We start from the raw sequence: 26432 nt of genomic DNA, 5'->3' as shown, positions 1-26432 counted from the left end.
CGCATCGGCTCTCGCACTCCGTGCACGGCCGTCAGTGAGGTGCCTCCGTGACGGACCTCAGGGGACTCAGTTCCCTTCCGGGTGCGCACTGAGTGCCATCCGTGTCGGCCTGGTGCTACGTTCCCGTCCATGAGCTCCAAGCCGCCCATGCGGGACGCCCTGGTCGCAGCCGCCTTCCAGCTGTTTCTGGAGCGGGGCTACGAACAGACCACCATCGACGACATCGTGGCACTGGCCGGGGTCGGACGGCGTTCGTTCTTCCGCTACTTCCCGTCCAAGGAGGACGTGGTCTTCCCCGACCACGAGCGCTGCCTCGCCGACATGACGGCGTTCCTGGCGTCCGGCGACGACGAGCACGAACCCGTGCTGCGGGTGTGCGACGCGGCCCGGCTCGTCCTGCGGATGTACAACGAGAACCCGACGTTCTCCGTCCAGCGCTACCGCCTCACCAAGAAGGTGCCCGGACTGCGCGCGTACGAACTGTCGGTGGTGTGGCGCTACGAGCGGGCCCTCGCCGACTACTTGCGCGGGCGCTTCGCGGGCCGGCCGGACGGCACCCTCCAGGCCGATGTGATCGCCGCCGCCGTGGTCGCGGCGCACAACAACGCGCTGCGTTCCTGGCTGCGTTCGGACGGACAGCGCGACGCGGCCACCGAGGTGGACCACGCGCTGGGGTATGTGCGGTCCGCGTTCGGGCAGCCGCCGGCGCCCGCCGCCGCGCTGCTGACGCAACGGCCCGAGGACGTCGTGGTGGTGGTCTCCCGGCGTGACGCGCCGCTGTGGCGGGTCGTGCAGGAGCTGGAGTCCGCGCTCGGCCGCGACTGAAGCGGTCGAACACGAGGGTACGCAGTATCTTTACGCTTGGCACTGAGTGCCATACGCTGTGGTCGTGCACGGTGGCACGGCGAGCCGCGCACAGGCGTGCCCGGCTCGGCCGCGCGCGCGGGATTCCGGCCGAGCGCAGGGAGTTGACAGCGTGTACCACCACTCAGGATTCGCGACCCGTCCGGCGGCCGGCTCCCCGGCAGGTGTCCTCGAACCGCACGGCGCGGACGGCGACACCATCCTCTTCCAGCGCTGCACCTGGTGCGGCACCGCGATGTACCACCGGCTGCTGTGCCCGGTCTGCCAGGGCGGCGACCTGCGCACCGAGCGCAGCGAGGGCACCGGTACGGTGCGCCACTCGACGGTCGTGCACCGCAACACCCCCGCCGCCCGCAATGTGTCGCTGATCGAGCTGGCCGAGGGCTTCGTGGTGCGCGGCCGGGTCATCGGCCATCCCCTCGGCATCCACAGCGGCGACCGCGTGCGGCTGTCGACGGCCAAGGACCCGGTGCGCGGCGAACCGGTCTTCCAACTCCTGGACGAGCCGTACCGCGGCTGGCACTGACCGCCGAACGACCGTGCCGTGGCGCCGAGTTCGGGCCAGGTGCGGTCGAAGATCGACTGAATCCTCCTCCACAGGCAACCCACAGCCTTCGCCGCCCGTCCTCCGGGGCGCGAGGGGCTCCCGGGACAGCCGGGACGCCCGCGTCTGGAGTTCGAGGAGGAGAACACATTGTTCCGTGCCCGGCGCATATGGGTCACGGCCGCGGCGGTGCTCGCGGTGACGGGAGGGGTGTCCGGGTCCGCACAAGCGGTACCGCCCACGGACACCGGGCCGTTCACGGCCACGGCGACGGCCGACGACGGCGCTCTGCCGCCGGGCTGGCGGATCACCGGGACGGGGTCCGCGCGGCAACTGGTGTGGCGCTCGGGCCGTCAGGTGCCCATGGGCGACGCCCGGGTCGAGTTCCATGCCGGTGACCGGCTCCTGGGTGTGCCGAGACCGGCACGGGACGGCCGCACCTTCCGGCTCGGCCTCGACGCCACCACGCCCGCGCAACTGACGGACCTTCATGTAGTCGCCGGTGGACGTCAGTTGGACGCGGCCGGTGTCACATCCGCCTCCGGCGGCGGACCTTCGCAGGCCGCGCCGCCGCGCCCGGCCCCGCTGCCGCCGGGCGCGGTCGATCCCGGCAGGCCGGGCACGTACCGTACGACGACCGGTGAGTACACCCTCGACCCGGTGCGTCTGCCCGGGTATGCGCAGCCGGTGGAGATGAAGGCCGTGGTGGTCGCCCCCAAGGGTGCCACTGGGAAGCGGCCCCTCGCCCTGTTCCTGCACGGCCGGCACTACACCTGCTACAAGCCCGGCACCGACGACATCACCGGCGACTGGCCCTGCCCCACCGGCACCAAGCCGGTCCCGAGCTACCGCGGCTATCTCCGCGACCAGCGGCTCCTGGCCTCCCAGGGCTATGTGACCGTGTCGGTCTCCGCCAACGGGATCAACGCCCAGGACGCCGATGCCGAGGACGCCGGCGCCCAGGCCCGTTCGTCCCTGGTCCGGCTCCACCTGGCCCGCTGGGCGGACTGGTCCGCCCACCCGAGAACCGCTCCGGCGGTCGTCCGGGACGCACCGGCGGCCGACCTCTCCCGCGTCCTGCTGATCGGGCACTCGCGCGGCGGCGAGGGCGTCAACCGGGCGGCGATGGACAGCCTTTATCCGCCCCCGGCCGCGCAGGACGGCTATCACGGCCCGGTGCGCTGGAAGATCCGCGGCACCGTCCTCATCGGCCCGACGATCTTCGGCCAGAACCCGGTGGCCGACGTCCCCTCGGTGACCCTGCTGCCCGGCTGCGACGGTGACGTCTCCGACCTCCAGGGCGAGGTGTACGTCGACGGGACCCGCGGTGTCAGCCGGGGCGCCGCGCTGCACAGCGCGGTCTACGTCGAGGGCGCCGACCACAACTTCTTCAACACCGAGTGGACGCCGGGCCAGGCCCAGGCACCCGCCGAGGACGACTTTTACGACGACCCCGACCAGCGCGACCCGGTGTGCTCGCCGGGCACCGCGACCCGGCTGACCGCCGACCAGCAGCACCGGGCCGGCTCCACCTACATCGCCACCGCCGCCCGGCTGTTCGTCGCCGGTGACGACCGGGCGCGCGAGCTGCTCGACGGCTCGGGCCGCCGGGCGCCCTCGGCGGACCCCGCGCGGGTCCTCACCCACGCGGTGGGCGCGGGCCGCCGTGGCGGCTTCCTGCCGGACGGTCAAGTCACCGTGTCCGGCGGCAGGTTGTGCTCGGCGGTGGATCCCGACCCGGCCGTCGCCTGCCTCGACGACAGCGACCAGGGCCTCTCGCCGCACTTCGCGCAGTGGGACACCAGCAAGGAGATCGGCCGCCGTGCCGTCGCGCTGCGCTGGTCCGCGGCCGGTTCGCCGACGACGGTACGTCCCGGTAGCCCGCTCTCCCTGAGCGGCGCCAAGTCCCTCGCCCTGCGGGTGATCGTGCCGCCCGACACCACCGGCACCCGGCTCGACGTGTCCCTCACCGACGCCTCCGGCCACCGCGCGACACTGGGCCGGGTCCGCGTCGACAGCCTGCCCGGCACCCGGCGCACCGCCTCCTACTGGGCACGCGAGGTCCGGGTCCCGCTGACCGCCGCCACCCGCGCCGGACTCGACCTGCGACACGTCAAGTCCCTTTCCCTTACCCCGCGTTCGCGCTCCGGCCGGGCCTGGCTGATGGACGCCTGGGGCTGGCGCCCCGGCACTCCGCCGGTCACCGCCGCCGCGCTCCCGCGCGTGGACATCGGCCGGCTCACCGTCAAGGAGGGCGACTCGGGCGTCAGGACGTACCGCGTGCCCGTCCGGGTGTCCGGCCGGGGCAGCGGCCGGGTCCGGATCTACCTCGGCGACCCGGCCACCGGCCGCGACACCTCACGCCTGGTCACGGTCCGGCCCGGCGGCCACGCCCTCGACGTGCCGATCGAGGTGAAGGGCAACACCCGCTTCGACTACGGCGTCCAGCACGACCTGTTCGTGAAGGCCGTGCACGGCGCGGTGGTCGGCGCCCATCACGGCGGGGTGACCGCCGAGAACGACGACCCGATGCCCACGTACACCGTCACCCCGGTCGCCGACCGGGTCACCGAGGGAGCGCCCCTCAGGTGGAAGGTGACGCTGTCGGCGCCCGCCGACGTGGACATCAACCCGGGGTTCGTCGTCCAACCGGTCACCACCGGGCCGGAGTTGTCCACTCTCGATGTCGACCCGCGATGGCTGCGCGAGAACTCCGGCGAGGAACCCGCTCCGGAGCGGCCCCTGTCGAAGGTGGCGAACCTGTCCCTGTGGACGACGGTCCCGGCGGGGCGGTCAAGCGTGGAGATCGACCTGCCCACCGTCACCGACCAGGTGACCGAGCAGCCCGAGTCCGTGCTCTTCCGGGCCACGGACGAGAACGGCGAACCGCGCGCCGACGGCCCCGTGCTGACCGGCACGGTGCTCGACCCGTCGTAGCCGAACGCCCTACGAAGCGCAGGGGCCGCAGCCCGAAGGCTGCGGCCCCTGCGCCGTGCGACGGGTCAACTCGGCTGTTTCGAGCCGCCGTTCATCTTGGCGCGGTTCTCGCTGAGGAGTTCCTGCACGCGTTGTTCGATCTCGCGGGGGTCCAGGCCCAGGGCCGCTCCGATGTGGGCGGACCACACCTCGGAGCGGAGGTTGGTCTCGAAGTCGAGGTCGGCGCGGACGTTCTCGCGGGCCGCCTGCCGGTTCTGGCTGACCATGACGAAGGTCGACAGGAAGATGGCCTCCAGGCTGACGATCATCGTGAGCAGCCCGTACGGGTACGGGTCGAAGATCCCGGCCCGCCCGAGGAGACCTTCGTTGAGGGCGATCCACACGGCGAACCACAGGGCGTGCAGATAGACGAAGAGCATGGTGCCGGCGAAGGCCGTGATGGCGTCGGCGACCCGGTCCTGGGTGCCGCGCATCCGGGCGAAGACGATCCGCTCCTGCCGCAGCCGCAGCTCGGCCGGGTTCAGCGCGGGGTCCACGGGCGCTCCCTGGGGTCGGTGTGCACGGTGTCCGCGCTCAGGGCTTGAGGGTCACGCGGACGCCGACGGTGCCGTCGAGACCGCGGCGCAGCCGGCTGCCGAGCAGGGTGAGACGGCCGGTGAGGCCGTACTTGCGCTTGATGAGGGCGCGGTAGCGGGCGGCGGTCTCGGCGTCGGTGAGTTCGGCGGTGGCGGGCACCGAGCCGCCGGTGGGGTTGCCGCGCAGGTCGCAGGGGCCCACCAGGACGTCGCCGCGGGCCCGGATGCGCTTCACCTTCCAGGAGTCGGCGACCGTCCACACCCCGAGGGTGTCTCCGTCGCGCACCACCCACACCGGGGTGGGGACCGGGGAGCCGTTCTTGCGGTAAGTGGTGATCAGCAGGTACTGGCCTGCGCCGAGCCGGTCCAGCGGGGTCTCGTCCATGGTCGGCAGTCTAAGCACCCGAGTGTGCCCGCAGGAGATCGAGATACCGGCGGGCGAAGAGGTACGCGTCCCCGGGCCAGCGGGCCGACAGATAGGTGCCGTCCTCGACGACGAAGGCGTGGGTGTCGTCGCCCGCGGTTCCGCGCCGGGTGAGTTCCCTGGGCCCGCGCTCGAACTGCGTGCCCGGGTCGTCGAGCGCGGCCCGCACCTCGTCCTCCACATAGGCCGGGTAGGTGCGGTAGTAGCGGCCGAGCCGCCAGGCGGTGCTCAAGTAGGCGGTGCGTTCCATGTACTTGGGCAGACAGGTCGTACGGCGTCCGGCGAGGACACTGCGGCCGGTGGCGGGGTCCTCGGTGCGGGCCAGCACGAGGACGCCGTGGCAGATCGCGCCGACCGGGCGGCCGAGGTTCCAGAACTCCCCGACTTTCGCCCGCAGTTGGGCCGAGCCGAGGTACTGGCGCATACCCGGCGCGTGGCCGCCCGGCAGCAGCAGCCCGTCGAACCCGGCCACGTCCACGTCCGCCCAGCCGACCGTGGCACCGAACTCCGGTGCCTCGGTGAGCTGTTGATAGAACCGCTTGGGTTCGTCCTCGGCCCCGAGCTGCCCGAAGAGGACACCGCTGAGCAGCCGGGGGTCGGCGGCGGGGCGGGTCCCGGCCCGCTCGGTGGCGAGCACGACCTCGTGCCCGGCGTCGGTGAGCAGCCGCCAGGGCACGGCGACCTCGGTGACGTCGAAGTCGTGGTCGGGGACCGGCATCAGCACACGCATGGGCTCATGATGGCAGCCGGGCCGGATGCGCGGGACGGCGCGGCGGGGGGTCAGCGCAGCGCCGCCGCCATCCTGCGCACCGCCTCGCCGATCACCTCCGGGGACGTCGCCAGGTTGAGTCGTACGTGTCCCGTGCCGCCGGTGCCGAAGTCGATGCCGGGGCTCAGCGCGACCCGGCCCCGGTCGAGGAAGACCCTGGCCGGATCGTCGCCGAGGCCGAGCGCGCGGCAGTCCAGCCAGGCGAGGTAGGTGGCCTCGGCGGGGCGGTGGCCCACGGCGGGCAGGTGTTCGGCGAGCAGGCCGGTGAGCAGTCGGCGGTTGTCGTCGAGGCCGGTGAGCAGGGCGTCCAGCCAGGCCGTGCCGTCGCGCAGGGCGGCGGTGTGGGCGATGACGCCGAGGTGGCTCGGGCCGTGGCCGACCTCCTCCGGCAGCCGGGCCAGGTCGGCGGCGGACGCGGGGCCCGCGACGGCGAGGGCGGCCTTGAGTCCGGCGAGGTTCCAGGCCTTCGACGCGGACATGAGCGACAGTCCGCGTGCCGCGCCCGGCACGCTGAGGTAGGGCACGAACGCGGCGCCCGCGGCGACGACCGGTGCGTGGATCTCGTCGGCCACGACCCGCACCCCGTACCGCTCGGCGAGCGCGGCGACGGCGGTCAGTTCGGCGGCGGTGTGCACCGTACCGGTCGGGTTGTGCGGGCTGCACAGCAGATACGCGGCCCGCCCGCCGCCCTGCGCCGCGCTCCGGAACGCGTCCTCCAGGGCGTCGAGGTCGAGGCGCAGGTCGACGCCGAGCGGCGCTTCCACCACCCGCCGGTCCATATGGGTCACGAACTGGAAGAACGGCGGATACACGGGCGGGTTCAGCACCACCGGGTCGCCCGGCCCGGTGACCAGGCGGAGCATCTCGACGACGCCCAGCATGACGTCCGGCACGATCCGGGTGTGCTCCACGGCGAGCCCGGCCCAGCCCCACCGCTTCTCGGCGAACGCGGCGAGCGCCTCCGCGTAGGCGGTACCGGCGGGATAGCCGGTGTCCCCGAGGGCGAGCGCGTCGGTGACCGCGCGGACCACGGCGTCGGCGAGCGGCACGTCCATCTCGGCCACCCACACCGGCAGCACGTCGGCGGGGTAGGTGCGCCATTTCATGCTGGTACGGCGGCGGAGGCGGTCGAGGGTGAGCGCGCGCAGGGGGTTGGGTTCACCGGCCGCGGCCTGCGGGTTGCTGGTCATGGGGCTCAAGATAGGGGGATCGCGGCGCCCGGGCGACGCTCCGCGCCGGGCCGCTGCGGGCGCCGCCGGGGCCAACTCGGCCGTCGCGCGCGTCTGTTGTCGTCGGCGACCGAAGCCGATCTTCCGAAAGGTGAACGGGAGGCGGGCGGGACACGTATGGAGGAAGGGCACCTCAACGACCGGAGTGCCCCGCGGTGTTCGGCACCGCACGTTCGGGGTTCGGGAGCCAGTGATGAGGCACGCACGACGACGGGTCGTCCGGCGAGTGACACGGTTGACGGCCGTCGGCGGACTCCTGCTGGGAGGTGCCATGGTCACCCAGGCGGCCATGGCGAGTGACACCCCGGCCAGGGACGCCGCCACGCTCAGCGCGCCGCAGACACCCGCGGACAAGGGCTCCGCCCTGGTGGCGAAGCTCGGTTCGGCCCGTACGGCGGGCAGTTGGGTCGACTCCGGCGGCCGTACGGTCGTCGCGGTGACCGACAAGGCGACGGCGGCCCAGGTGACGAAGGCGGGCGCCGAGGCGAAGGTCGTGCCGTACAGCCTGAACCAGCTGAAGTCGGCGGTCGGCACGCTGAGTTCGGCGCCCAAGGTGCCGGGCACGGCGTGGGCGATGGACTACCGGAACAACAAGGTGCTCGTGGAGGCCGACAGCAGTGTCTCCGCGACCAGTTGGGCCGCGATGAAGAAGGTCGCGAACAGCATCGGCGCCCCGGTGGAGATGCAGCGCACGCAGGGCAAGTTCACCACCCGGATCAACGGGGCGCAGCCCATCCTGTCGACCGGCGGCCGTTGTTCGGCGGGCTACAACGTGACCAACGGCCAGACCGACTTCATCCTGACGGCCGGGCACTGCGGCCCGGTCGGCTCGATCTGGTTCGCGGACAACCAGGGCGACCAGCAGCTGGGCAAGACGGTCGTCGACAACTTCCCCGGCAGCGACTTCTCCCTGGTGCAGTACGCGAGCGGTTCGGCGGGCGAGGGCGCGGACGTCGTCGCGATAGGCAACGGCAGCGGGGTGACGATCACGGGTCTGGCCGACGCGGCCGTGGGCGAGAAGGTGTTCCGCAGCGGCAGCACCAGCGGCCTGCACGACGGCGAGGTGACCGCGCTGGACGCGACGGTGAACTATCCCGAGGGCACGGTGACCGGTCTGATCCAGACCACGGTGTGTGCCGAACCGGGTGACAGCGGTGGCCCGTTGTTCTCCAACGGCATCGCGCTCGGGGTGACCTCGGGCGGCAGCGGCGACTGCAAGACGGGCGGTACGACGTTCTTCCAGCCGCTGACCAAGGCGCTGGCCGCGCTCGACGTCAAGCTGCTGGTGGCGCCGAAGACGGCGGCTTCGCCCGCGCCGTCCGCCTCGGCCGCCGGGACCGCGGCGGGCACCGGCTCGGTGACGCCCGGGACGTCGGCCCCGGCGACGAACACCACGGCGGGCACGACGACGCTGGCGTCCCGGCTGACCGACCCGAAGAACGTGGGGCCGGGCCTGCTGGTGATCGCGGGAAGTCTGATCGCGCTGGTGGCGACGCGCTGGATCCGCGCGGAGCAGGACCGCAAGGCCTTCCAGCGGCACTACTCGGCGATGTGGGGCTGATCACGCGAGGGGAACGTCACGGGGGGGGCGTCTCGGGTGATCGCGAGTGGTACGGACAGTGCGGGTGATCGCGAGTTGTCGGGTCGACGGGGGGTCGGCCGGCTGGACCGAGGGTCACGAGGAAGGCCGGGCGACGGAATCCGAACGACAGTCGCGCACCGGCCGGTCGGCGGCTCTCAGGCCGCCGTGGCCGACTGGGGAGCCGCGGTGGCCCATTCCATCACCAGCCGCCGGTACTCCTCGCGCTGTTCGACGCTCAGTGTCCCGCCCGACCGGAGCCACAGGGCCCTGATCTCCTCGTTGACCTCGGCTGCCGATCGCTCGGTGGCTGATTCAACACGGGTGGACATGCTGTGAAGCATACGTCGCCGAAGGTGAAGGCGATGTGAGTAATCACGAGCCAATCGGACATAACGGACCGTGTTACTGATCACGTCCATCTGTCAAGCTCCGTAACGCATTTCACACCTTCGCCACACCCAGCACGAGCACCTGGATCGCCAACACCGCGGCCCCGCGCGCCCAGTCGTGGAAGTCGGAGACCCTGGTCTCGACGTCCAGCGGGGCGGCCAGCGGATGCCGGTGGGCGCGCACGGTGTCGTCCACGGTCCGGCCGGCCACGTCGATCAGACCGACCCCCTCACCGGCGAGCAGGATCTTCTGCGGCTGCACGAAGTTGGCGATCTGCGCCACCAACACGCCCAGCCCGCGCGCCGCTTCGCCGATCACCCGGGCGGCCATGGGCTCACCGGCGGCGGCACCGGCGAGGATCTCCTCGTACGTCAGATCCCGGCCGGTGGCGGCCCGTACCTGGTAGCGGATGCTGGGGATGGTCAACAGCGAGACGGCGCTGCCGCGTTCGCCGGTCGGGGTGAGCGGGCCGTTGGGGTCCACGATCCAGTGCCGGGCGAACCCGCGGTCCTGCTCGGCGTAGGGCACCCGCTTGCCGCCGAGGACGAGGCCGTAGCCGACGCCCGCGCCGATGGTGAGGACGACGAAGCGGTCGAGGCCGCGCCCGGCGCCGAACCAGGTCTCGGCCTCGACGAACGCGGCGACGTCGTTCTCCACCACGACCGGCAACCCGGTGCGCCGCTCGACGAGTCGGGCCAGCGGCACGTCACGCCAGCCGAGGAAGGGCGACTCCCCCACCACGGCACGGTCGCGGACATGACCGCCGACACCGATGCCGATGCCCGCGAGGGTGGGGAAGCGCGCGGCCAGTTCGCCGGTCATGCGGGCGACCCGGTCGGCGACCTCGGCCGGGTCGTGGGTGGTCAGCGGCCGGTCGAGGCGGGCGACGATGTCGCTCCTGAGGGTGGTGACCACGCCGTAGACCATGTCCTCGGTGATCTTGAAGCCGAGGAAGGTGCGGGACTCGGCGACGACGGCGAGGGGCTGCGAGGGGCGGCCCTGGCGCGTTCCGGCCGGGGCGCCGCTGCCGTCGGGGACCTCGACCAGCAGGCCGGACTCGATGAGCGGCTTGGTGAGGCGGGTGAGGCTGCCCGCCGAGAGGTCGAGCCGACGGGCGAGGTCGGTGCGCGAGAGCGGGCCGTGGACGAGCACCTCGATCGCCACGGAGCGCTCGCCCGGACTCAGGGGCGACCAGCTCGCGGCATGCGTGGTCATGAGAGTGGACCCTCCCGGACTTTTTCTTTCGTTCTGGAAGTAACGTGGGCACTCTACGACCCGAAAACCGTCCGGAAAACATCCTGGTACGACTCTTGACGCCGGGATTCTTCCACCTCAAAAGTAAGTCATGGTGACATCCTCGTCAGTGAAGGGCACGCATCCATGACGTTCTCCCTCGGCATCGTCGGAGCAGGCCAGTTCTCCGGTCAGTTCGCCAGGCTGTTCCAGGCCCACCCGGGTGTGAGCGAGGTCCATGTGACCGACCTCCTGCCGGAGCGGGCGGAGCGACTGGCCGCCTCCGAAGGACTGGCGGGCACCTTCCCCTCCTACGACGCGATGCTGGAGTCCCCCGCCGTGGACGCCGTCGCGATCTTCACCCAGCGCTGGACCCACGGCCCGCTGGTCCTCCAGGGGCTCGGCGCGGGCAAGCACGTGTACTCGGCGGTCCCCATGGCGATCAGCGCCGAGGAGATCGCGGCGATCATCGACGCGGTCAGGACGACCGGGCTGACGTACATGATGGGTGAGACCAGCCAGTACAACCCGGCGACCGTGCACGCCCGCAACCAGATCGCGGAGGGCGCCTTCGGGCGGCTCTTCTACGCCGAGGGCGACTACGTGCACGACATGGATCTGGGGTTCTACGAGGCGTACCAGTACAGCGGTGGCGACAACTGGAAGGCGACCGCGAGCTATCCGCCGCTGCTTTACCCGACGCACTCGGTGGGCGGGGTGCTCGGGGCCTGGCAGACGCACGCGGTGAGCGTGTCCGCGATCGGGGTGGTCGACGAGCGCGGGGACGGCGTCTTCGACAAGGACGTCAGCCAGTTCGGCAACGACTTCTCGAACGCGACCGCGCTGTTCGAGGTGGCGGGCGGCGGTTCGTTCCGTACGAACGAGTTCCGGCGCGTGGGCTATCCCTCGCAGATCCGGGAGTCGCGTTTCCGGTTCTTCGGGACCGACGCGAGCATGGAGCAGCTCGCCACGGTGGCGTTCTGGCAGGACAAGAAGGGGGTGAAGGACATCAGCGAACTGCTGGAGCCCAAGCCCACCATGTCTCCTGACGATCCGTCACTCCAGCACATCGCGCCGGACCTCCGGGCCGCCTTCACCTCCGGCTCGGCCCCGGTGCACGACCGGTCGCGGCTGCCGCGGGAGTTCGACCATCTGCACAACGGCCATGAGGGCAGCCACCACTTCCTGGCGGACGACTTCGTGACCGCGGTCAACTCCCGCACCCTGCCGTCGGTCAACGCGTGGGTCGCGGCCCGCTACACCCTGCCGGGCATCGTCGCGCACGACTCGGCACGGCAGGGCGGGGCGAGGCTGGAGATCCCGGACTTCGGGGACGCGCCCGGTAACGACACCGGGACGCGGGCCGGGTGACTGTCCGTCAGGTGCCCGGCTTGCGGCCGTAGACGAAGACGTCGTCGCCGTTCTTCAGGAGCGACCAGTACTTCTTGGCGGTGGCCGGGGTCATGTTGACGCAGCCGTGCGAGCCCGGCGGGTTCCACATGCTGAGGTTGACCGAGTGGAAGGCCTGGCCGCCGTCGAAGAACTGGCTGTAGGGCATCGGCACGTTGTAGATGTTCGAGACGTGGTCGATGTCCCGCCAGTAGATCTTCTTCAGTCCGGTGCGGGTCTCGTAGCCGTCGCGGCCGGTGCGCACCGGGACCGGACCGTAGACGAGCCGGCTGCCGTCCTGGATCCAGCTGATCTGGAGCGTGAGGTTGACGCAGGCGATGCGGCCCTTGTTCGTCGGGCACTTGCGGGCCGCGTTCGGCTTGTCGCCCACGGCCTTCTGCTTGTTCATGAGGTCCATCACGCCCCAGGTGACGGACCCGGCGTAGCCGATGTTCGGGGTGATGCCGTGCTTGGTCTGGAAGGCCCGGATGGCCTTGCAGTCGGCGGCGGACTGCTTGCCGTCGACCGGCCGACCGAGGAACTTCTCCACCTGCTTCTGGTACGGCCCGGCCTGCGTCGTACAGCTCGCCGCGGCCTGCGCCGGAACGCTGCCCAGCGCGAGTGTGAGCGGTGCCACCAGCCCGGTGACGCCGAGCACCACGGCACCTCGTCTGCGTATGTCCCCCATGACCTGCCCTTTCCCTTGCCCCGGAACTGCGATCTCTGCCACCTAGACCCGTGTGCGGGAACGGTGGTTGTAAGACGGGCGACGCTGCGACGAAACGGTGACATTCCGCACCGCCGAGCCGGACCCGCGGTGGTACGTACGGAGTATCGGTCCACTTTCCTCAGAGTGGACCGATACCCGGCCGACCGGCTCCGCCTACGCTGCCGCCCATGCACAGCACCCTCGCCGACGATCTCGCCCTGCTCCCCGAACTCCTGCGGTCCGCCCGCGACTTCGCCGTCCGTGAGCTGGCCGGTGTGGCCGAGCGGCCGGTCGTGCGCACCGGGCGGGCCCCCGGTCACGATCCGCTGCCGGTCGACGGGACGGGTGCCGAGGGTGCGCTCGCGCGGTTCGCCGAGCGGTGGGCGCCCGGTTTCTCCGGCTCGGCGGGACCGCGCTACCTCGGTTTCGTCACCGGCGGTGCGACGCCCGCGTCGATCACCGGGGACTGGCTGACCAGCGCGTACGACCAGAACGTGTCCGGCGCCGCCGGTTCCTGGGCGGCGGCGCTGGAGCGGGAGACGGTCGGCTGGCTGCGCGAGCTGCTGGGACTGGGCGAGGCGCACTCCGGGGCCTTCGTGACCGGCGCGACCATGTCCAACACGGTGGGCCTCGCCGTCGCCCGCGAGTGGCTCGGCGAGCGGCTGGGCGTCGATGTCTCCCGGGACGGCGTCTTCGCGCTCGGCCCGGTCGACGTGCTCTCCGGCAGCCCGCACTCCAGCGTCACCAAGGCGCTGTCCGTGCTGGGCATCGGCCGGGACCGGCTGCGGCAGGTGCCCGTGCTCGCGGGCGGCCGTGAGGCCGTCGACGTGGCCCGACTCGACGCCGCCCTGGGCGAGTTGGGCGGTCGCCCGGCGATCGTCGTGGCCAACGCCGGTACGGTGAACACCGTCGACTTCGACGATCTGCGGGCCGTCGCGGCGCTCAGGGAGCGGCACGACTTCTGGCTGCACGTGGACGCCGCGTTCGGCGGTTTCGCCGCGCTCTCCCCCGCCCACGCCCATCTCGTCGACGGACTCGACGCGGCGGACTCGGTCTGCGTCGACCTCCACAAGTGGCTCAACGTGCCCTACGACGCGGCCGTCCAGTTCACCCGCCGCCGCGACCTCCAGACGCGGGTGTTCCACAACTCCTCCCCCTATCTCGGCCTGCCGACCGGCGACCCGGACTTCCTCCACCTCACCCCGGAGAACTCCCGCCGGCTGCGCGCCCTCCCCGCCTGGTTCTCCCTCCTGGCCTACGGCAGCGCCGGGCACCGCGAGATCGTCGAGCGCAACGTCGCCCTCGCCCACCGCCTGGGCGAGGGCATCGCCGCGCTCCCGGGTCTGCGGCTGTCGGCACCGGTCCGGCTGAACGTCGTCTGCTTCACCCTCGCCGACGACCCGACGCGGGACCGGGTGGCCGCGCTGGCGGACGCCGTGGCCGCGACCGGCGAGGCGTTCCTGACCCCGACGGTCCACGACGGGACGCCCGCGCTGCGGGCCGCGTTCAGCAACTGGCGTACGTCCGAGGCCGACACGGACCGGGTGCTGGCGGCGCTGGCCTCAGTTCCGGTCTGAAACGGCCGTCCGGAAGCCGGTGTTGACCGCGGTGAGGCCGCCGTCGACGTGCAGTGCCGTGCCGGTGATCCAGGAGGCGTCGCGCGAGGCGAGGAACGCGACGGCCGCCGCGATGTCCTCCGGCTCGCCGACCCGGCCGAGCGGATAGAGCCCGCGCACCGCGTCGAGGTCGTCCTCCCGGCCCTCCCACGCGGAGGTACGGACGGTGCCCGGCACCACCATGTTGACCCGCACGCCCCGCTTGGCCACGCGTCCGGCGAGGGTGCGGGTCAGCGAGCCGAGCCCGGCCTTCGCGGCGCTGTAGGCGTGGTTGCCGAAGTCCTGGATCCCGTTCACGGAACCGATGTTGACGACGGCTCCGCGTCCGGAGGCCACCAGGTGCGGGAGGGCGGCACGGCAGCAGCGGTACGGCCCGGTCAGCGTGATGTCGATGTCGCGGGCCCACCCGTCGTCCGGCTCGTCCTCGAAGAGCGGGCGGTCGGGGGTGCAGTGGGCCGCGCAGTTGACCAGGACGTCGAGCCCGCCGAACATCGCCACGGCATGGGCGACGGCGCGCTCCACGGCCTCCCGGTCCCCCACGTCGCAGCCGAACGCCTCTGCTCCCAGGCCGAGTTCACGCAGTGCCGCCGCAGTCTTCTCCGCCTCGGCCGGATCGGCGTCGGTCAGCAGCACCCGCGCCCCCTCCTCGCCGAGTCGCCGCGCGACGGCCGCGCCGATGCCGCGGGCCGCACCGGTGACGAGAACTCCGTACCCCTCGAAGCGCCTTGAGTCAGTCATGGTCACGAACGTACTGCCGTGACGATCAACTCGGCAGATACCGTGCGGACATGAACGCGTTCATACAGCAACTGCCCGCGCTGATCGGTGTGGTGATCGGGGCGCTCGGCTCCTACGTGGCGATCGTGCGGGGTGAGCGGGTGCGGTTCCAGCGGGAGCGGGAGGCCCGGTGGGAGGAGCGGCGGCTCGCGGTGTACACCGACTACGCACGGGTCCTGAAGCAGACGGTCACGCTCACCTACCGGGTCGCGTCGCACTTCCGCAACGACCCACACCCCCACCCGCTCACACCCCAGGAGGCGGCGCCGCTGATCGCCGAGGCGGCGCTGGCCCGCGACCCGGCCGGCGAGACGCTGCTCATGCTGGGCAGCCCCGAGGTGGTGGCGGAGGCCCGGGTGTGGGTCACCTCGGTGCTGGCGATGGAGCGGTTCCTGCGCGAGGGCAGGCACGATCCGGAGACCTGGCAGGAGCTGTTGGAACGGCAGCGGGAAGGGCGGCAGGGCTACTACGCGGCCGTACGTGACGACCTGGCGCTGCCACCGGGTCACTCGGCCGCGTGGGTCCTGCCGCCCGTGCGTCCCGTCTGAGGTCATCGGTACCCGGTGACGTCCGCCGGTTTCCCCGCGTCCTGCACCTCGACCAGATACCGCCACGCGTCGGGGCGGCTGCCGTCGAGGTCCGTGAAGCCGTAGAGCGGGGCGAGTTGGCCGCTGGACAGTGACTGCCCGTTCCAGCGGGCCGCGCCGGGATCCGTCGCGAGGGCCGTCACCGCGCGGCCGACGTAGCGCGGGGTCTCCGAGATGGCGAAGTGGGGGACGCGGTCGAGGGCGTCGCGCCAGTTCTCCTCGCGGACGCCGAACTGGTCGAGCATGATCTCCGAGCGCAGCCAGCCGGGCGTGAGGGCCACGGCGGTGGCGCCGCGCGGGCCGAGTTCGTGGCCGAGGGCGAAGGCCATGCGCAGGACGGCCGACTTGGCGAGGTCGTAGAAGAAGGAGACGCGGTAGGTGTCGTGGTTGTACTCGGCGGTCCCGTCGGTCATCTCCACGACCAGGCCGCCGGGCCGGCGCAGCAGCAGGGGCAGGGCGTGGTGGCTGGTGATCGCGTGGGTCTCCACCGCGAGCCTGAGCAGCCGCAGCCCTTTGTCGAGGTCGTGTTCCCAGACCGGGGCGTCCCAGGCGAAGAGGTGCTCGCCGCCCCAGATGTCGTTGACGAGGATGTCGAGGCGGCCCGCTTCGTGGTCGACGCGGTCTACGAGGGCCCGTACGGCCGAGGGGTCCAGGTGGTCGGTGGGTACGGCGACGCCCCGGCCGCCGGCCGCGGTGACGAGGTCGGCGGTGTCCTCGATCGTCTCGGGCCGGTCGTACTCGGAGCGCCGGGCGCGGGTGGTGCGTCCGGTGACGTAGACGGTGGCGCCGGCCGCGCCGAGTTCCACGGCGATCCCGCGTCCCGCTCCGCGGGTCGCCCCCGCGACCAGCGCGACCCTGCCTTCCAGTGGGCCCGGCATGTCCGACCTCCCGTGTCCGTTCGACGTGTCTCCTGTCGATCGTGCGCGGGAAGCCGGACATCTTCTGTCGGGTTTTCGTCGGGGACCTCAGTGGCCCCGCGCGATCCACTCCTCCAGGTGGGCGGCCTCGGCGCCGACCGTGGTCGGGTCGCCGTGGCCCGTGAGCACCTTCGTCTCCGGCGGGAGCGTCAGGAGACGGTCGCGGATGGAGTCGATGATGGTCGGGAAGTGGGAGTACGACCGTCCGGTGGCGCCCGGTCCGCCGTGGAAGAGGGTGTCGCCGGTGAAGACCGTGCCGAGTCCCGGGTCGTAGAGGCACACGGCGCCGGGCGCGTGTCCCGGGGTGTGCAGGACCTTGAGGTCGGCGCCCGCGGTCTCGATCACCTGGCCGTCCGCGAGCTGGGCGTCGGGGTCGCGGTCGGGGTGGGTCTGCTTCCACAGGGGCAGGTCGTCGGGGTGCAGCCAGATCGTGGCACCGGTGCGGTCCGCGAGGGCGGGGGCGGCGTCGATGTGGTCGTTGTGGGCGTGGGTGCAGATGATGGCGGTCAGTCTGCGGTCGCCGATCGCCCGGACGATGGCGTCGGCGTCGTGGGCCGCGTCGATCACCACGACCTCGTGGTCGTCGCCGACGATCCACACGTTGTTGTCGACGTCCCAGGTGCCGCCGTCGAGCGTGAACTGCCCGGAGGTGACGAGGTGTTCGATGCGCGCGGCCATCAGAGCACCACCACCGAACGCAGTACGTCGCCGCCGTGCATCCGCTCGAACGCCTTCTCCACCTCGTCGAGTTGGACCGTCTCGGTGACGAACGCGCCCAGATCCAGGCGGCCCTGCTGGTGCAGGTCGATCAGCATCGGGAAGTCGCGGGAGGGCAGGCAGTCGCCGTACCAGGACGACTTGAGGGAGCCGCCGCGCCCGAAGACGTCCAGGAGCGGGAGTTCGAGCTTCATCTCCGGTGTCGGGACGCCGACCAGGACGACCGTGCCGGCGAGGTCACGGCCGTAGAAGGCCTGCTGGTAGGTCTCGGGGCGGCCGACCGCCTCGATGACGACGTCGGCGCCGAAGCCGCCGGTCAGTTCGCGGATCGCCTCGACGGCGTCGGACGTCTTGGAGTTGACCGTGTGGGTGGCGCCCATTGAGCGGGCCTTCTCCAGCTTGCGGTCGTCGATGTCGACGGCGATGATCCGTGCCGCGCCCGCGAGGCGTGCCCCGGCGATGGCCGCGTCGCCGACCCCGCCGCAGCCGATGACGGCGACGCTGTCGCCGCGTCCGACGTTCCCGGTGTTGATGGCCGCGCCGATGCCGGCCATCACACCGCAGCCGAGCAGTCCGGCGACGGCCGGGGAGACGGTCGGGTCGACCTTGGTGCACTGGCCCGCCGCGACCAGCGTCTTGTCGGCGAAGGCGCCGATGCCGAGAGCCGGGGAGAGTTCCTGGCCGGTCGAGGCCAGGGTCATCTTCTGCTTCGCGTTGTGGGTGTTGAAGCAGTACTGCGGCCTGCCGCGCAGACAGGCCCGACAGTTCCCGCACACCGCACGCCAGTTGAGGATCACGAAGTCGCCCGGGGCGACATCGGTGACCCCCTCGCCGACCGACTCCACGATGCCCGCCGCCTCGTGCCCCAGCAGGAAGGGGAAGTCGTCGCTGATCCCGCCCTGCTTGTAGTGCAGGTCCGTGTGACAGACCCCGCAGGCCTGTACCTTCACCACGGCCTCACCGGGTCCGGGGTCGGGTACGACGATCGTCTCGACCCGGACCGGTTCGTTCTTTCCCGGCGCGATCACGCCGCGCACTTCCTGCGCCATGGTCCTGAACCCTTTCGTCGATCGTTGTCCCTGCCCGAGACCCTACGCGTGACTGATCGGTAAGGGCACGAGCGCGGAGCAGGGCCGTCCGTCGGCGGTCACCTCAGGAAGTCGCGGACCGCACGGCCCACGCCCCCTTCGTCCCGTGCCTCCGCCCCGCCCAGCGCCAGCAGCCGGTGCGGTACGTGGACCAGGGTTTTGGCGACCTCGCGGGCCGAGGTACCGGGCAGGCCGGGTTCGACGAGGATCACGTCCGCGTGGTCGGCGGCGAGTACGGCCGTGCGCAGGCCGATCTCGTCGAAGGGCCGGACGGTGGACGCGTAGAGGACGGCGAGGTCGAGCCCGGCGGTGACGCGCAGGACCGGGTCGAGGGTGGCGCCGACCGCCAGCACCACGCCGGCGAGTCCTTCGCGGACGATCTCGAAGCCGCCCCGCGCGGTACGGGGATCGGCGTTGGACTCGGCGGAGACATGGACGTAGGCCTGCTCGCCGTTGTGCAGGGCGCCCATGATGGCCCGGCGTACTTCGACGGGGTGCCCGGGGACGTGCACGGTCCAGCCCGGAGCGGAGGCGTACCTGGTCAGCTCCTCCACCGCGCCGTAGCCGACCAGGACGGTGCCCTTGGCCGCGGGTCCGTCCCGCCGGGGTTCGGGGCAGGTCTCGGCAACGGCGAGCAGCATGTCGGAATCCACGGCACTACCTCCTGGAAAGTTTTTTCTTTAAACGCAGCAAGAACTGGTTAAGAATCCTCGCGACGCCTTCTCATATCGCCCTGGATTCCCGACTAAATGGCCAGCCATACCCAGGACTTGAACTTTTAACAACCTCACAGGAAAGTGGTGATGTCTTTGCCCTGCCGAGGCGAACACCTGGTTCTTGATCGCCACCCCCGTGCGTAGGTTGACGCTGGTAATTCCCTGCTGCACACCGGAAGGGACACGTGTCATGACCGAAAAGGAAACGCCTCCTTTCGCACGTCCGTTCGTGTATCTGATCGCGGGACCGACAGGTGTCGGGAAAAGCGCGGCGGCCACCGAACTGGCGCGGGCGACCGGCGCCCCGATCGTCGTGGCCGACCGCTTACAGTGCTTCACCGACCTGGCCACGACGAGCGCCCGGGCGGGCGCCGAGGTGCCCGACGTGCGCAGGTACTGGCTCGGCGACCGGACCTTCGCGGACGGTGACCTCTCCGCCGCGGCGGCCACGGACGCCTTGGTCGACCTGGTGGCCGGACTGGGCCCGCGGCCGGTCATCGTGGAAGGCGGCTCGATCTCGCTGCTGCGGGAGCTGGCCGCGCGCGGCTCCGGTCTGCCCTGGCGGCTGACGGTCCGCCTGCTGCCCCTTCCCGACCGTGCCGCCTATGTCGCCGCGCTCACCCGCCGGGCCCGCGCGATGCTCACCCCGGCCGCGCCCGCTCGGGGCCTGCTGGAGGAGCTGGCCGCGCTCTGGCACGATCCCGGCCATCGGTTGCTCGCCGCCTCGGTCAACGGTTTCGAGGCCGTCCTCGAATGCTGTGCGAAATACTCGCTGGATGTGGAGAAGATCGACAAGGAGGACCTCCCGGCACACGTCCTGGACCGGATGGCCGCCCTGATCGCCGAGCGGCATGCCGAGCACGGGATTCTCCAGTCCGCGGTGTTCGCCGAGATATTCGAGGAATGGATGACACAGTCCAAAGTCGACTTCGACGTGCTGGAGCATGCAGCATGAAATCATCCTCGGATCTCATTCCACCACCGGGCGCGCCGGCCGAGGATCTGGCACGTGCCGCGGACGACTTCGGACACATCGTGGGTTCCCGTCCGCTCGGTGTCCTGGCCGCCCGTTCCGCCGACGAGATACGGGACCTCGTCTCCTTCGCCGGTCCGCGCGGTCTGCCGGTGTCGGCGCGCGGCGGCGGCCAGGCGCTGTACGGGCAGGGACAGGCCGACGGTGGCTATGTCGTCGACATGGCCGCGTTGGACGAGGTGCGCTGTGTGCCCCGGGACCGGACACTGGTCGCCGGAGCGGGCGCCCTGTTGCGCGATGTCGTGCGCGCCGCGCTGGCCGAGGGGCTCGCGCCGCCGGTGCTTCCCGACCATCTCGGCTCCAGCGTCGGCGGGGCGCTGAGCACCGGGAGCCTCGGGGCCGCCAGCCACCGCCACGGCGCGGTCACCGACTGGGTGCGGGAGCTGGAGGTCGTCACCGGCACCGGGGAACGGCTGACGTGCTCGCCGGAGCGGCGTCAGGACCTGTTCGACGCCGTCCTGGCCGGTCTCGGCCAGTGCGCCCTGATCGTCGGCGCCACCCTGCGGCTGGTGCCCGCGCCCGACCTGGTGCGCCGCTACCGCCTCTACCACCACGCGCCCGAGCCGTACTTCACCGACCAGCGGCGGCTGGCCCGGGACGCCCGCTTCAGCCATGTCACGGGCCAGGCCCGACCGGCGCTGGGTGGCGTCTGGGACTACATGATCGAGGCGGTGGCGCCGCACTCCGGTCAACTGCCGCACGAGGACGAGCTGTTGATCGGCGATCTGGGCCACGACCGGGACACGGAGGAGATCGAGGACCTCTCCTACGCCGAGTATCTGCACCGCATGGACCGCGACGAACGGCTACTGCGGGCCACCGGCGAGTGGCAGCGCCCGCATCCGTGGCTGACGCTGCTCCTCCCGGAGGAGGCCGCCGTCTCCCTCGTCCCCGCGCTGCTCGCCGAGGAGGCCCAACAGGGCCTGCGCGCCTGCGGAACCGTCCAGCTGCGCCCGCTCACGGGCCACACCCTGCGCACCCCGCTGCTGCGCAGGCCGGCGGGTGAACTCCTGTGCCTGCTCTCGCTGATGCGCACGGCACCGCCCGACCACCCGGACACGGTAAGGCGATTGGTGGCGGCCAACCGCGCGCTCTACGAACGGGCCGTGGCCGTCGGCGGGGTGCTGCTCCCCGGCGGAGCCCTTCCGATGCTCCCCGCCGACTGGCGCGCCCACTTCGGTCCCGTCTGGTCCGAACTGGCCCGCGCCAAAAGGCGGTTCGACCCGTACGCCGTCCTGACCCGGGGGTACCGGCTGTGGCCGTGACCTCGGTGACCGTCTTCTGCGGGGCGTCCCCCGGCACCGACCCCGGCCACTCCCGCACGGCCGCCGAACTCGGCGAGGCCCTCGCGCGGACAGGCCTGCGCCTCGTCTACGGCGGTGCCCGCACCGGCCTCATGGGCACCCTCGCGGACGCGGCCCTGGCCGCCGGCGGCGCGGTGACCGGCTTCGTACCGCGCCGCATGCTGCCGTACGAGATCGCGCACACCGGGCTGACCTCCCTCGAAGTGGTCGCGGACATGCACGAGCGCAAGGCGCGGATGGCGCAGGCGGGCGACGCGTTCGTGGCGCTGCCGGGCGGGCTGGGCACCGCGGAGGAACTGTTCGAGGTGTTGTCGTGGGCGCAGTTGCAGATCCACCGCAAGCCGGTGCTGCTGCTCGACCCGTCCGGTTTCTACCGTCCGCTGCTGGCCTTCCTGGAACACGCGCGCGCCGAGGGCTTCCTGCATCCGGGGGACCTGGAGCGGATCGTGGTGTGCTCGTCGGTGGCCGAGGCGGTGGCCCGGTTGGTCGACAGGCCCGCCGAGACGGCTCGTCCGGCCGCCCCGGTCCGGCGTCGCAAAGGACGCACCGCGTTCCTGTTCTCCGGCAGCGGCTCGCAGCGACCCGGCATGGGGCGTGAACTGTACGCGCTGTACCCGGTGTTCGCCGACGCGCTCGACGAGGTCGGCGACCTGCTGGTCCCGTACCTCGACCTGCCGGTGCGCGACGTGATGTTCGCCGAGCCGGACACCCCCACCGCGCGACTCCTGGACCGTGTCGCCTTCGCCGATCCCGCGGTCTTCGCGCTCCAGGTCGCGCAGTACCGTCTGCTGCGCAGTTGGGGAGTCCACCCTGACGTCGTCTTCGGGTACTCGGCGGGACGTATGGCCGCCGCCCATGTCGCGGGCGTGTTCTCGCTCGCGGACGCCTGCCGTGCCGTGGGTACGCTCTCCTCCCCCCAACTCGACCCGATGCGCGACGAGTTGCGCCGCACCCTGCTCCCTCTGGAACCGCGCGTCCCACGCGTCCCGCTCGTCTGTGACATCACCGCGCGGCCGGTCGGCGCCGAGGTCCTGACACCGGAGTTCTGGGTGCGGGGGCTGCGCGACCCGGTCCGTTTCGCGGACGCCGTCGCGGAGATGGACGCGGACGGTGTCACGGAGTGGCTCGAACTCGGGCCGGGCGAAACCCTGTCGGGGATGCTGGAGGCCTGCCGTCCCGGCACGGCGGGCGCGCTGTCGATGGCCCGTGACTGGCGGACGCTGCGGGCGACGGCCGACGCGGCCTGAGGAGCCCGCCTCCATGCGGCGGGCCGACCCCCGGCACGGCTGAGGGCCGCCCGTTTCCGGACGGCCCTCATGGTCTGCGCGGTGACGCTACTCGACGGCGGGGAGAAGTCCCGTGACCGGCGCGGCCATGTCGGTGACCTGGTGCAGCTGCTGGAGGTCGTTGAGGTGGTTCAGCGCCTTCATCTGGTCGGCGACCTTGGGGATCTGCCCCTGGTGCTCGGCGGGGATCTCGCTGACCGCGAGCGAGTCCAGCAGGGCGACCGGGCTGACCTTGCCGTCCTTGAAGGCGGGCGCGTCGGCGGCGTTCGCCATCGGCGCGACGAGGCCGGTGACCCCGACGGCGAGACCAACGGCGGCGGCGATACGTCGTGTTGAGATCATGCTTGCAGCAACGCGGAGGGTCGCCGCCCGGTCACGGGCAGCGCCCGCCGCTCACCCGTCAGGCGGAGCGCGCCGTTCGGTTTGCCGACCCCGGCGCGGCGGAGGACGCTCGTAGGAGAGGCCCGCCGCGGCCCGTTCCTGTTCGGGCCGCGGCCCTCCGAGGAGGTCACCATGGGCACCGCGGCACGCCCCGGCTTCGACACCGAAGCCCTGCGCCGGGGCATCGAGGACCACACAGCGGCGACGCTTCTGTCGCTCTACGCCGACGACGCGGAGATCCACGTCGTCGACCACCAGACCCAGCCCAGCAACCCCAAGGTCCTGCACGGCCGGGACGAGATCGGCGCCATGCTCGCCGACGTCTACAGCCGGGACATGACGCACAAGCTGGAGGAGTGCGTCGTGCAGGGGGACCGGGTCGCCTACAGCGAGTCCTGCCGGTATCCGGACGGAACCCGGGTGCTGGCCGAGTCGATGCTCGTGCTGGACGACGGCAAGATCACCCGGCAGACCATGATCCAGGCATGGGACGGCTAGCGAGATTGGTGCCGAAGGTACGGGTCTCCGCCCGGCTGACCTGGACGTTCTCGGCGAGCACGGTACCCGCGGGCCCGGCCGGGACCAGACGGCGGGGACCGGTCCCCGCAGCGGGTCTGCGGGCGTCCGCCGCCCTGCTGGGGTCGGCGCTGCGCGCGGCGCGCACTCGCCCGCGGCGCCGGTGAAGCGCGCCCGTACCCGCCGGGCTCTCCTCGGTTAGGCTGTCCGTGGGCCGTGACTGGCGCTGAGGTGGAGCACCACCGTGGAGCGGCCCACGCGGAGTGAACGCCGTGCGCCTGGGCGATACGTCGACCAGCCCAGGAGTGGATCATGCCCCAGGCACGGATCATGGACGGCACCGCGCTCGCCCGGCGGATCGTCGAGGACACCGCGAAGCAGGCCGCCGACCTCAAGGAACGCACCGGTACGGCGCCCACGCTCGCGACGGTCCTGGTCGGTGCGGACCCGGCCTCCGTCACCTACGTCAGGATGAAGCAGAACCGCAGCCGCAAGGCCGGCATCGAGTCCCGGCACGTCGAACTCCCCGCCACCACGACGACCGCCGAACTGGTCGCCACCCTCACCGCGCTCTCCGCCGACCCGGCCGTGCACGGCATCCTGCTCCAGCACCCCATGGGCGAACACATCGACGAGCGGGCCGCGTTCGAGGCGATCGCGCCGGACAAGGACGTCGACGGCGTCACCTTCGCGTCCTTCGCGGCGATGAGCTTCGGCCTGCCGGGCTTCGTGTCCTGCACGCCCGGCGGCATGATGCGGCTGCTCGACGAGTACGGCGTCGACCCCTCCGGGAAACGGGCCGTCGTCGTGGGCCGCAGCGCGATCCTCGGCAAGCCCGCCGGCATGCTGCTGCTGGCCCGCGACGCCACGGTCACCTACTGCCACTCGCGCACCCGCGACCTGTCGGCGGCGGTCCGCGAGGCGGACATCGTGGTCGCCGCCGTGGGCCGCCCCCGGCTGATCCGCGGCGAGGACGTCAAGCCGGGCGCGGTCGTGCTCGACGCGGGCTACAACGCGGGCAACGTCGGCGACGTCGACTTCGACTCCGCCGCCGAGCGCGCCGCGCTGATCACCCCGGTGCCGGGCGGGGTCGGCCCGATGACCATCGCCACGCTCCTGGAACAGACCGTGACCGGCGCCGCCCGGCAGCTCGGGGCGTGATCAGCGCGTCCACACACGGTAGTCCATGACGTCCCCGGCCTTGACGCCGTACTCGGGCCGGTCCTTCGTGAAGGTGCTCTCCATCCCGAGGACGGCGCCGGTGGCCGGATCCATGATCAGCATGAGCCGGCTGCCCGACCGCGGATACACATAGGCCTCGCCGCGCCGCCCGAGCCGGTCGGTCACCTCCCCCGCCGGCCGCAGCCCGTCCGCCTCCGCCAGCAACCGCGCCAACGCGGCCGACTCCCGCGCCCCGAGCGTCCAGTGGTCCAGCAACTCCGCCACGGCGCCGAGGAGTTCGGGAGTCGTCAACGCTGTCCGGCTGTACGCCGTCTCCCGGAGGTACGCCCGCAGTCCCGCCACATCGTGCGGCGGCCGGGCATCGGGCGGGACATCGCTCCAACTCGGCGGATACGTCGTCTCCTTGACGACCTGCCCGTCCTCGACGACACGCTCGGTGTGGCTGTCGTCCGCGTTCCAACGCACGATCCGTTCCTCGGGGACGGTGACCGGCGGTCCGTCGTCGGACATGCCGAGGCTCCACGACCGCACGTGAGTCCCCTTGCGCAGCACGGGAGTTCCGTCGGCCGCGACCGCCTCGGCGAGCGCGGCGAGCTGCTTCAGGGTGACGGGCGTGGAGTTCGCGTGCACGACCAGCGGGCGGGGCGCCGCCACGGCGGGAGTGCCGTTCGGCCCGCCCAGCGACAGCGTGCACACGGTCGCCGCCACGACGACCGCCGTGCCGAGACTCCAGAGCAGTCGACGGCGCCCGGTCCGCCGTTCGGACAGCAGCCGGTTGAGCCGGCGTTCGGCACGGTGGTCCAACGGTCCGTCGCCGTACGGGGACCCGTCGGCCGTGAACGGGTTGGCGCCCCGCAGGAGTTCGAGTTCGTCAGCCACGGCGACGCTCCTGCGGCCCGGCGGAATACTTGGTCAACACCCTGTCCCTCCCAGCACCGCGAGCCGGTCGATCTCCGCTCTCAGCCGCTTCCGCGCCCGATGCAGCCGCATGGCCGCGGCCCGCACCCCGCATCCGAGGACCACGGCGACCTCCTCCACCCCCAGCTCCTCCCATGCCGTCAGCCGCAGTACCTCCTGATCGGCCGGGGTCAGCCGCGCGAGCGCCTCGTGCACCCAGGAGCCGGGCGCCTCCGCGTCGGGTCCGGCAGCCACCTGCCGCCCGTGCGCGCTCTCGTCGTTGCCCAACCGGTCGACGAGTCTGCGGCGGCGCCCATGTCCGCGCACCGCGTTGGCCAGGCAGTTGCGGGCGACACCGTAGAGCCAGGGCAGCGGGGCCGGCGGCAGATCCGCACGGCGGCGCCAGGCGACGGTGAAGACCTCCGCCACCACTTCCTCCACCTCACCGCCGTGCCCGCCCAGTCGCCGGGCCACGTAGCGGCTGACCGCCCAGTAGTGCTCGCGATAGGCAGCGGCGAAGATCTCGTCGTTGCTCATGTTCCTTTCGTGTCCGGCACCCGGGCGATCGTCACACCCGATTCCGTGATTCTCCTCGCGCCCGTCGAGTGTGACGGGCGGGCTGGGCACGGACACAGGCGGGGCGTGAGAGACCTCAAGAGCATCAAGTGGCTGACGACCACGGACCACAAGACGATCGGCACGCTGTATCTGGTCACGTCCTTCGCGTTCTTCCTGATCGGCGGCGTCATGGCGCTGCTGATGCGCGCCGA

At 71.9% G+C, this 26432-nt stretch carries 27 protein-coding genes, 1 pseudogene and 1 riboswitch; of the genes and pseudogenes, 13 read left to right on the top strand and 15 right to left on the bottom strand.

Annotated features, from left to right (window positions below):
* The first annotated feature begins 147 nt into the window (after positions 1-147).
* The 3 genes from ACIQPR_RS23955 to ACIQPR_RS23945 all read left to right on the top strand — a co-directional run bounded on the left by ACIQPR_RS23955 (position 148) and on the right by ACIQPR_RS23945 (position 4345).
* On the top strand, positions 148-825 hold the full coding sequence (locus tag ACIQPR_RS23955; protein WP_403652655.1) for a TetR family transcriptional regulator: 678 nt from the start codon (positions 148-150) through the stop codon (positions 823-825).
* A gap of 151 nt (positions 826-976) precedes the next feature.
* Positions 977-1390 (top strand): Zn-ribbon domain-containing OB-fold protein, encoded by a 414-nt coding sequence (locus tag ACIQPR_RS23950; protein WP_403651549.1) that lies wholly within the window; start codon positions 977-979, stop codon positions 1388-1390.
* 168 nt (positions 1391-1558) lie between these two features.
* Positions 1559-4345, top strand: a complete 2787-nt coding sequence (locus tag ACIQPR_RS23945; protein WP_403651547.1) for an alpha/beta hydrolase family protein — start codon at positions 1559-1561, stop codon at positions 4343-4345.
* A gap of 65 nt (positions 4346-4410) precedes the next feature.
* On the opposite strand, the gene ACIQPR_RS23940 is transcribed toward ACIQPR_RS23945, so the two are convergent.
* From ACIQPR_RS23940 to ACIQPR_RS23925, 4 genes are read right to left on the bottom strand one after another with little or no spacing between them, the layout of a single operon-like run.
* Complete coding sequence (locus ACIQPR_RS23940; RefSeq protein WP_403651546.1) at positions 4411-4881, bottom strand: DUF1003 domain-containing protein; 471 nt, start codon at positions 4879-4881, stop codon at positions 4411-4413.
* 37 nt (positions 4882-4918) lie between these two features.
* On the bottom strand, positions 4919-5305 hold the full coding sequence (locus ACIQPR_RS23935) for a PPOX class F420-dependent oxidoreductase (protein ID WP_403651545.1): 387 nt from the start codon (positions 5303-5305) through the stop codon (positions 4919-4921).
* Between the two features lie 10 nt (positions 5306-5315).
* Positions 5316-6074 carry a type 1 glutamine amidotransferase domain-containing protein gene (locus ACIQPR_RS23930; protein WP_403651544.1) on the bottom strand — a complete coding sequence of 253 codons (759 nt, stop codon included), beginning with the start codon at positions 6072-6074 and terminating at the stop codon, positions 5316-5318.
* 50 nt (positions 6075-6124) lie between these two features.
* Complete coding sequence (locus ACIQPR_RS23925) at positions 6125-7303, bottom strand: MalY/PatB family protein (RefSeq protein WP_403651542.1); 1179 nt, start codon at positions 7301-7303, stop codon at positions 6125-6127.
* A gap of 232 nt (positions 7304-7535) precedes the next feature.
* Here ACIQPR_RS23925 and ACIQPR_RS23920 point away from each other — a divergent pair, with 232 nt between their 5' ends.
* Positions 7536-8903, top strand: a complete 1368-nt coding sequence (locus tag ACIQPR_RS23920) for a S1 family peptidase (protein WP_403651540.1) — start codon at positions 7536-7538, stop codon at positions 8901-8903.
* 176 nt (positions 8904-9079) lie between these two features.
* Here the strand turns inward: ACIQPR_RS23920 and ACIQPR_RS23915 are convergent, their stop codons facing one another.
* The gene (locus ACIQPR_RS23915; protein ID WP_403651538.1) at positions 9080-9265 is read right to left on the bottom strand and encodes a hypothetical protein; all 186 of its coding nucleotides are present in this window, start codon (positions 9263-9265) and stop codon (positions 9080-9082) included.
* Positions 9266-9365: 100 nt separating this feature from the next.
* Complete coding sequence (locus ACIQPR_RS23910) at positions 9366-10529, bottom strand: ROK family protein (RefSeq protein ID WP_403651536.1); 1164 nt, start codon at positions 10527-10529, stop codon at positions 9366-9368.
* Positions 10530-10694: 165 nt separating this feature from the next.
* On the opposite strand from ACIQPR_RS23910, the gene ACIQPR_RS23905 reads away from it, so the two are divergent.
* Entirely contained in the window at positions 10695-11918 is a 1224-nt protein-coding gene (locus ACIQPR_RS23905) for a Gfo/Idh/MocA family protein (protein ID WP_403651534.1), read from the top strand.
* 7 nt (positions 11919-11925) lie between these two features.
* Here the strand turns inward: ACIQPR_RS23905 and ACIQPR_RS23900 are convergent, their stop codons facing one another.
* On the bottom strand, positions 11926-12624 hold the full coding sequence (locus ACIQPR_RS23900; protein WP_403651532.1) for a L,D-transpeptidase family protein: 699 nt from the start codon (positions 12622-12624) through the stop codon (positions 11926-11928).
* Positions 12625-12833: 209 nt separating this feature from the next.
* Between ACIQPR_RS23900 and ACIQPR_RS23895 the strand changes: the two genes are divergently transcribed.
* A complete protein-coding gene (locus ACIQPR_RS23895; RefSeq protein ID WP_403651530.1) occupies positions 12834-14222 on the top strand; it encodes a pyridoxal phosphate-dependent decarboxylase family protein in 1389 nt (462 codons plus the stop codon).
* Here ACIQPR_RS23895 and ACIQPR_RS23890 read toward each other — a convergent pair.
* Positions 14208-14999: an SDR family NAD(P)-dependent oxidoreductase gene (locus ACIQPR_RS23890; protein WP_403651528.1), complete on the bottom strand. Its 792-nt coding sequence runs from the start codon at positions 14997-14999 to the stop codon at positions 14208-14210. The two genes, ACIQPR_RS23895 and ACIQPR_RS23890, sit on opposite strands and share 15 nt — an antisense overlap.
* Before the next feature lie 50 nt (positions 15000-15049).
* Here ACIQPR_RS23890 and ACIQPR_RS23885 point away from each other — a divergent pair, with 50 nt between their 5' ends.
* A complete protein-coding gene (locus ACIQPR_RS23885; RefSeq protein ID WP_403651527.1) occupies positions 15050-15586 on the top strand; it encodes a hypothetical protein in 537 nt (178 codons plus the stop codon).
* A gap of 2 nt (positions 15587-15588) precedes the next feature.
* On the opposite strand, the gene ACIQPR_RS23880 is transcribed toward ACIQPR_RS23885, so the two are convergent.
* The 4 genes from ACIQPR_RS23880 to ACIQPR_RS23865 all read right to left on the bottom strand — a co-directional run bounded on the left by ACIQPR_RS23880 (position 15589) and on the right by ACIQPR_RS23865 (position 19000).
* Positions 15589-16503 carry an SDR family oxidoreductase gene (locus tag ACIQPR_RS23880; protein ID WP_403651525.1) on the bottom strand — a complete coding sequence of 305 codons (915 nt, stop codon included), beginning with the start codon at positions 16501-16503 and terminating at the stop codon, positions 15589-15591.
* An 87-nt stretch (positions 16504-16590) separates the two neighbouring features.
* Positions 16591-17220 (bottom strand): MBL fold metallo-hydrolase, encoded by a 630-nt coding sequence (locus ACIQPR_RS23875; protein ID WP_403651523.1) that lies wholly within the window; start codon positions 17218-17220, stop codon positions 16591-16593.
* Positions 17220-18308, bottom strand: coding sequence for an S-(hydroxymethyl)mycothiol dehydrogenase (locus ACIQPR_RS23870; RefSeq protein ID WP_403651521.1), 1089 nt, complete (start codon positions 18306-18308; stop codon positions 17220-17222). The genes ACIQPR_RS23875 and ACIQPR_RS23870 overlap by 1 nt, the downstream gene beginning before the upstream one ends.
* 98 nt (positions 18309-18406) lie before the next feature.
* Positions 18407-19000 (bottom strand): transketolase, encoded by a 594-nt coding sequence (locus ACIQPR_RS23865; RefSeq protein WP_403651519.1) that lies wholly within the window; start codon positions 18998-19000, stop codon positions 18407-18409.
* A 253-nt stretch (positions 19001-19253) separates the two neighbouring features.
* Between ACIQPR_RS23865 and ACIQPR_RS23860 the strand changes: the two genes are divergently transcribed.
* From ACIQPR_RS23860 to ACIQPR_RS23850, 3 genes are read left to right on the top strand one after another with little or no spacing between them, the layout of a single operon-like run.
* Positions 19254-20018, top strand: a complete 765-nt coding sequence (locus ACIQPR_RS23860) for an isopentenyl transferase family protein (RefSeq protein ID WP_403651517.1) — start codon at positions 19254-19256, stop codon at positions 20016-20018.
* Positions 20015-21361, top strand: coding sequence for an FAD-binding protein (locus tag ACIQPR_RS23855; RefSeq protein WP_403651515.1), 1347 nt, complete (start codon positions 20015-20017; stop codon positions 21359-21361). The genes ACIQPR_RS23860 and ACIQPR_RS23855 overlap by 4 nt, the downstream gene beginning before the upstream one ends.
* Positions 21358-22647, top strand: coding sequence for a TIGR00730 family Rossman fold protein (locus ACIQPR_RS23850; protein ID WP_403651513.1), 1290 nt, complete (start codon positions 21358-21360; stop codon positions 22645-22647). The genes ACIQPR_RS23855 and ACIQPR_RS23850 overlap by 4 nt, the downstream gene beginning before the upstream one ends.
* Before the next feature lie 87 nt (positions 22648-22734).
* On the opposite strand, the gene ACIQPR_RS23845 is transcribed toward ACIQPR_RS23850, so the two are convergent.
* Positions 22735-23028 carry a hypothetical protein gene (locus tag ACIQPR_RS23845; RefSeq protein WP_403651512.1) on the bottom strand — a complete coding sequence of 98 codons (294 nt, stop codon included), beginning with the start codon at positions 23026-23028 and terminating at the stop codon, positions 22735-22737.
* A gap of 171 nt (positions 23029-23199) precedes the next feature.
* On the opposite strand from ACIQPR_RS23845, the gene ACIQPR_RS23840 reads away from it, so the two are divergent.
* Entirely contained in the window at positions 23200-23565 is a 366-nt protein-coding gene (locus tag ACIQPR_RS23840; protein WP_403651510.1) for a nuclear transport factor 2 family protein, read from the top strand.
* A gap of 224 nt (positions 23566-23789) precedes the next feature.
* Positions 23790-23874, top strand: a riboswitch (ZMP/ZTP riboswitch).
* A 21-nt stretch (positions 23875-23895) separates the two neighbouring features.
* Positions 23896-24744, top strand: coding sequence for a bifunctional 5,10-methylenetetrahydrofolate dehydrogenase/5,10-methenyltetrahydrofolate cyclohydrolase (locus tag ACIQPR_RS23835; RefSeq protein ID WP_403651508.1), 849 nt, complete (start codon positions 23896-23898; stop codon positions 24742-24744).
* Here ACIQPR_RS23835 and ACIQPR_RS23830 read toward each other — a convergent pair whose 3' ends face one another.
* Positions 24745-25644: a CU044_5270 family protein gene (locus ACIQPR_RS23830; RefSeq protein WP_403651506.1), complete on the bottom strand. Its 900-nt coding sequence runs from the start codon at positions 25642-25644 to the stop codon at positions 24745-24747.
* Positions 25645-25677: 33 nt separating this feature from the next.
* The gene (locus ACIQPR_RS23825; RefSeq protein WP_403651504.1) at positions 25678-26199 is read right to left on the bottom strand and encodes an RNA polymerase sigma factor; all 522 of its coding nucleotides are present in this window, start codon (positions 26197-26199) and stop codon (positions 25678-25680) included.
* A gap of 9 nt (positions 26200-26208) precedes the next feature.
* On the opposite strand from ACIQPR_RS23825, the pseudogene ACIQPR_RS23820 reads away from it, so the two are divergent.
* Positions 26209-26432: pseudogene (locus ACIQPR_RS23820) on the top strand (cytochrome ubiquinol oxidase subunit I); the annotation flags it as partial.

It is taken from the genome of Streptomyces sp. NPDC091280 (genome assembly GCF_044768565.1).
In the GTDB taxonomy this organism is placed as follows: Bacteria; Actinomycetota; Actinomycetes; order Streptomycetales; family Streptomycetaceae; genus Streptomyces.
Note: the sequence above shows the minus strand (reverse complement) of the source record. Positions and strands in the feature narration are given on the sequence as shown.

Excerpts from the sequence above, each read along its gene's own strand:
- ACIQPR_RS23955 (WP_403652655.1), top strand. The coding sequence starts at position 148 with ATGCGGGACGCCCTGGTCGCAGCCGCCTTCCAGCTGTTTCTGGAGCGG.
- ACIQPR_RS23935 (WP_403651545.1), bottom strand. The coding sequence starts at position 5,305 with ATGGACGAGACCCCGCTGGACCGGCTCGGCGCAGGCCAGTACCTGCTG.
- ACIQPR_RS23930 (WP_403651544.1), bottom strand. The coding sequence starts at position 6,074 with ATGCGTGTGCTGATGCCGGTCCCCGACCACGACTTCGACGTCACCGAG.
- ACIQPR_RS23925 (WP_403651542.1), bottom strand. The coding sequence starts at position 7,303 with ATGACCAGCAACCCGCAGGCCGCGGCCGGTGAACCCAACCCCCTGCGC.
- ACIQPR_RS23920 (WP_403651540.1), top strand. The coding sequence starts at position 7,536 with ATGAGGCACGCACGACGACGGGTCGTCCGGCGAGTGACACGGTTGACG.
- ACIQPR_RS23915 (WP_403651538.1), bottom strand. The coding sequence starts at position 9,265 with ATGCTTCACAGCATGTCCACCCGTGTTGAATCAGCCACCGAGCGATCG.
- ACIQPR_RS23910 (WP_403651536.1), bottom strand. The coding sequence starts at position 10,529 with ATGACCACGCATGCCGCGAGCTGGTCGCCCCTGAGTCCGGGCGAGCGC.
- ACIQPR_RS23905 (WP_403651534.1), top strand. The coding sequence starts at position 10,695 with ATGACGTTCTCCCTCGGCATCGTCGGAGCAGGCCAGTTCTCCGGTCAG.
- ACIQPR_RS23900 (WP_403651532.1), bottom strand. The coding sequence starts at position 12,624 with ATGGGGGACATACGCAGACGAGGTGCCGTGGTGCTCGGCGTCACCGGG.
- ACIQPR_RS23895 (WP_403651530.1), top strand. The coding sequence starts at position 12,834 with ATGCACAGCACCCTCGCCGACGATCTCGCCCTGCTCCCCGAACTCCTG.
- ACIQPR_RS23890 (WP_403651528.1), bottom strand. The coding sequence starts at position 14,999 with ATGACTGACTCAAGGCGCTTCGAGGGGTACGGAGTTCTCGTCACCGGT.
- ACIQPR_RS23885 (WP_403651527.1), top strand. The coding sequence starts at position 15,050 with ATGAACGCGTTCATACAGCAACTGCCCGCGCTGATCGGTGTGGTGATC.
- ACIQPR_RS23880 (WP_403651525.1), bottom strand. The coding sequence starts at position 16,503 with ATGCCGGGCCCACTGGAAGGCAGGGTCGCGCTGGTCGCGGGGGCGACC.
- ACIQPR_RS23875 (WP_403651523.1), bottom strand. The coding sequence starts at position 17,220 with ATGGCCGCGCGCATCGAACACCTCGTCACCTCCGGGCAGTTCACGCTC.
- ACIQPR_RS23870 (WP_403651521.1), bottom strand. The coding sequence starts at position 18,308 with ATGGCGCAGGAAGTGCGCGGCGTGATCGCGCCGGGAAAGAACGAACCG.
- ACIQPR_RS23860 (WP_403651517.1), top strand. The coding sequence starts at position 19,254 with ATGACCGAAAAGGAAACGCCTCCTTTCGCACGTCCGTTCGTGTATCTG.
- ACIQPR_RS23855 (WP_403651515.1), top strand. The coding sequence starts at position 20,015 with ATGAAATCATCCTCGGATCTCATTCCACCACCGGGCGCGCCGGCCGAG.
- ACIQPR_RS23845 (WP_403651512.1), bottom strand. The coding sequence starts at position 23,028 with ATGATCTCAACACGACGTATCGCCGCCGCCGTTGGTCTCGCCGTCGGG.
- ACIQPR_RS23840 (WP_403651510.1), top strand. The coding sequence starts at position 23,200 with ATGGGCACCGCGGCACGCCCCGGCTTCGACACCGAAGCCCTGCGCCGG.
- ACIQPR_RS23835 (WP_403651508.1), top strand. The coding sequence starts at position 23,896 with ATGCCCCAGGCACGGATCATGGACGGCACCGCGCTCGCCCGGCGGATC.
- ACIQPR_RS23825 (WP_403651504.1), bottom strand. The coding sequence starts at position 26,199 with ATGAGCAACGACGAGATCTTCGCCGCTGCCTATCGCGAGCACTACTGG.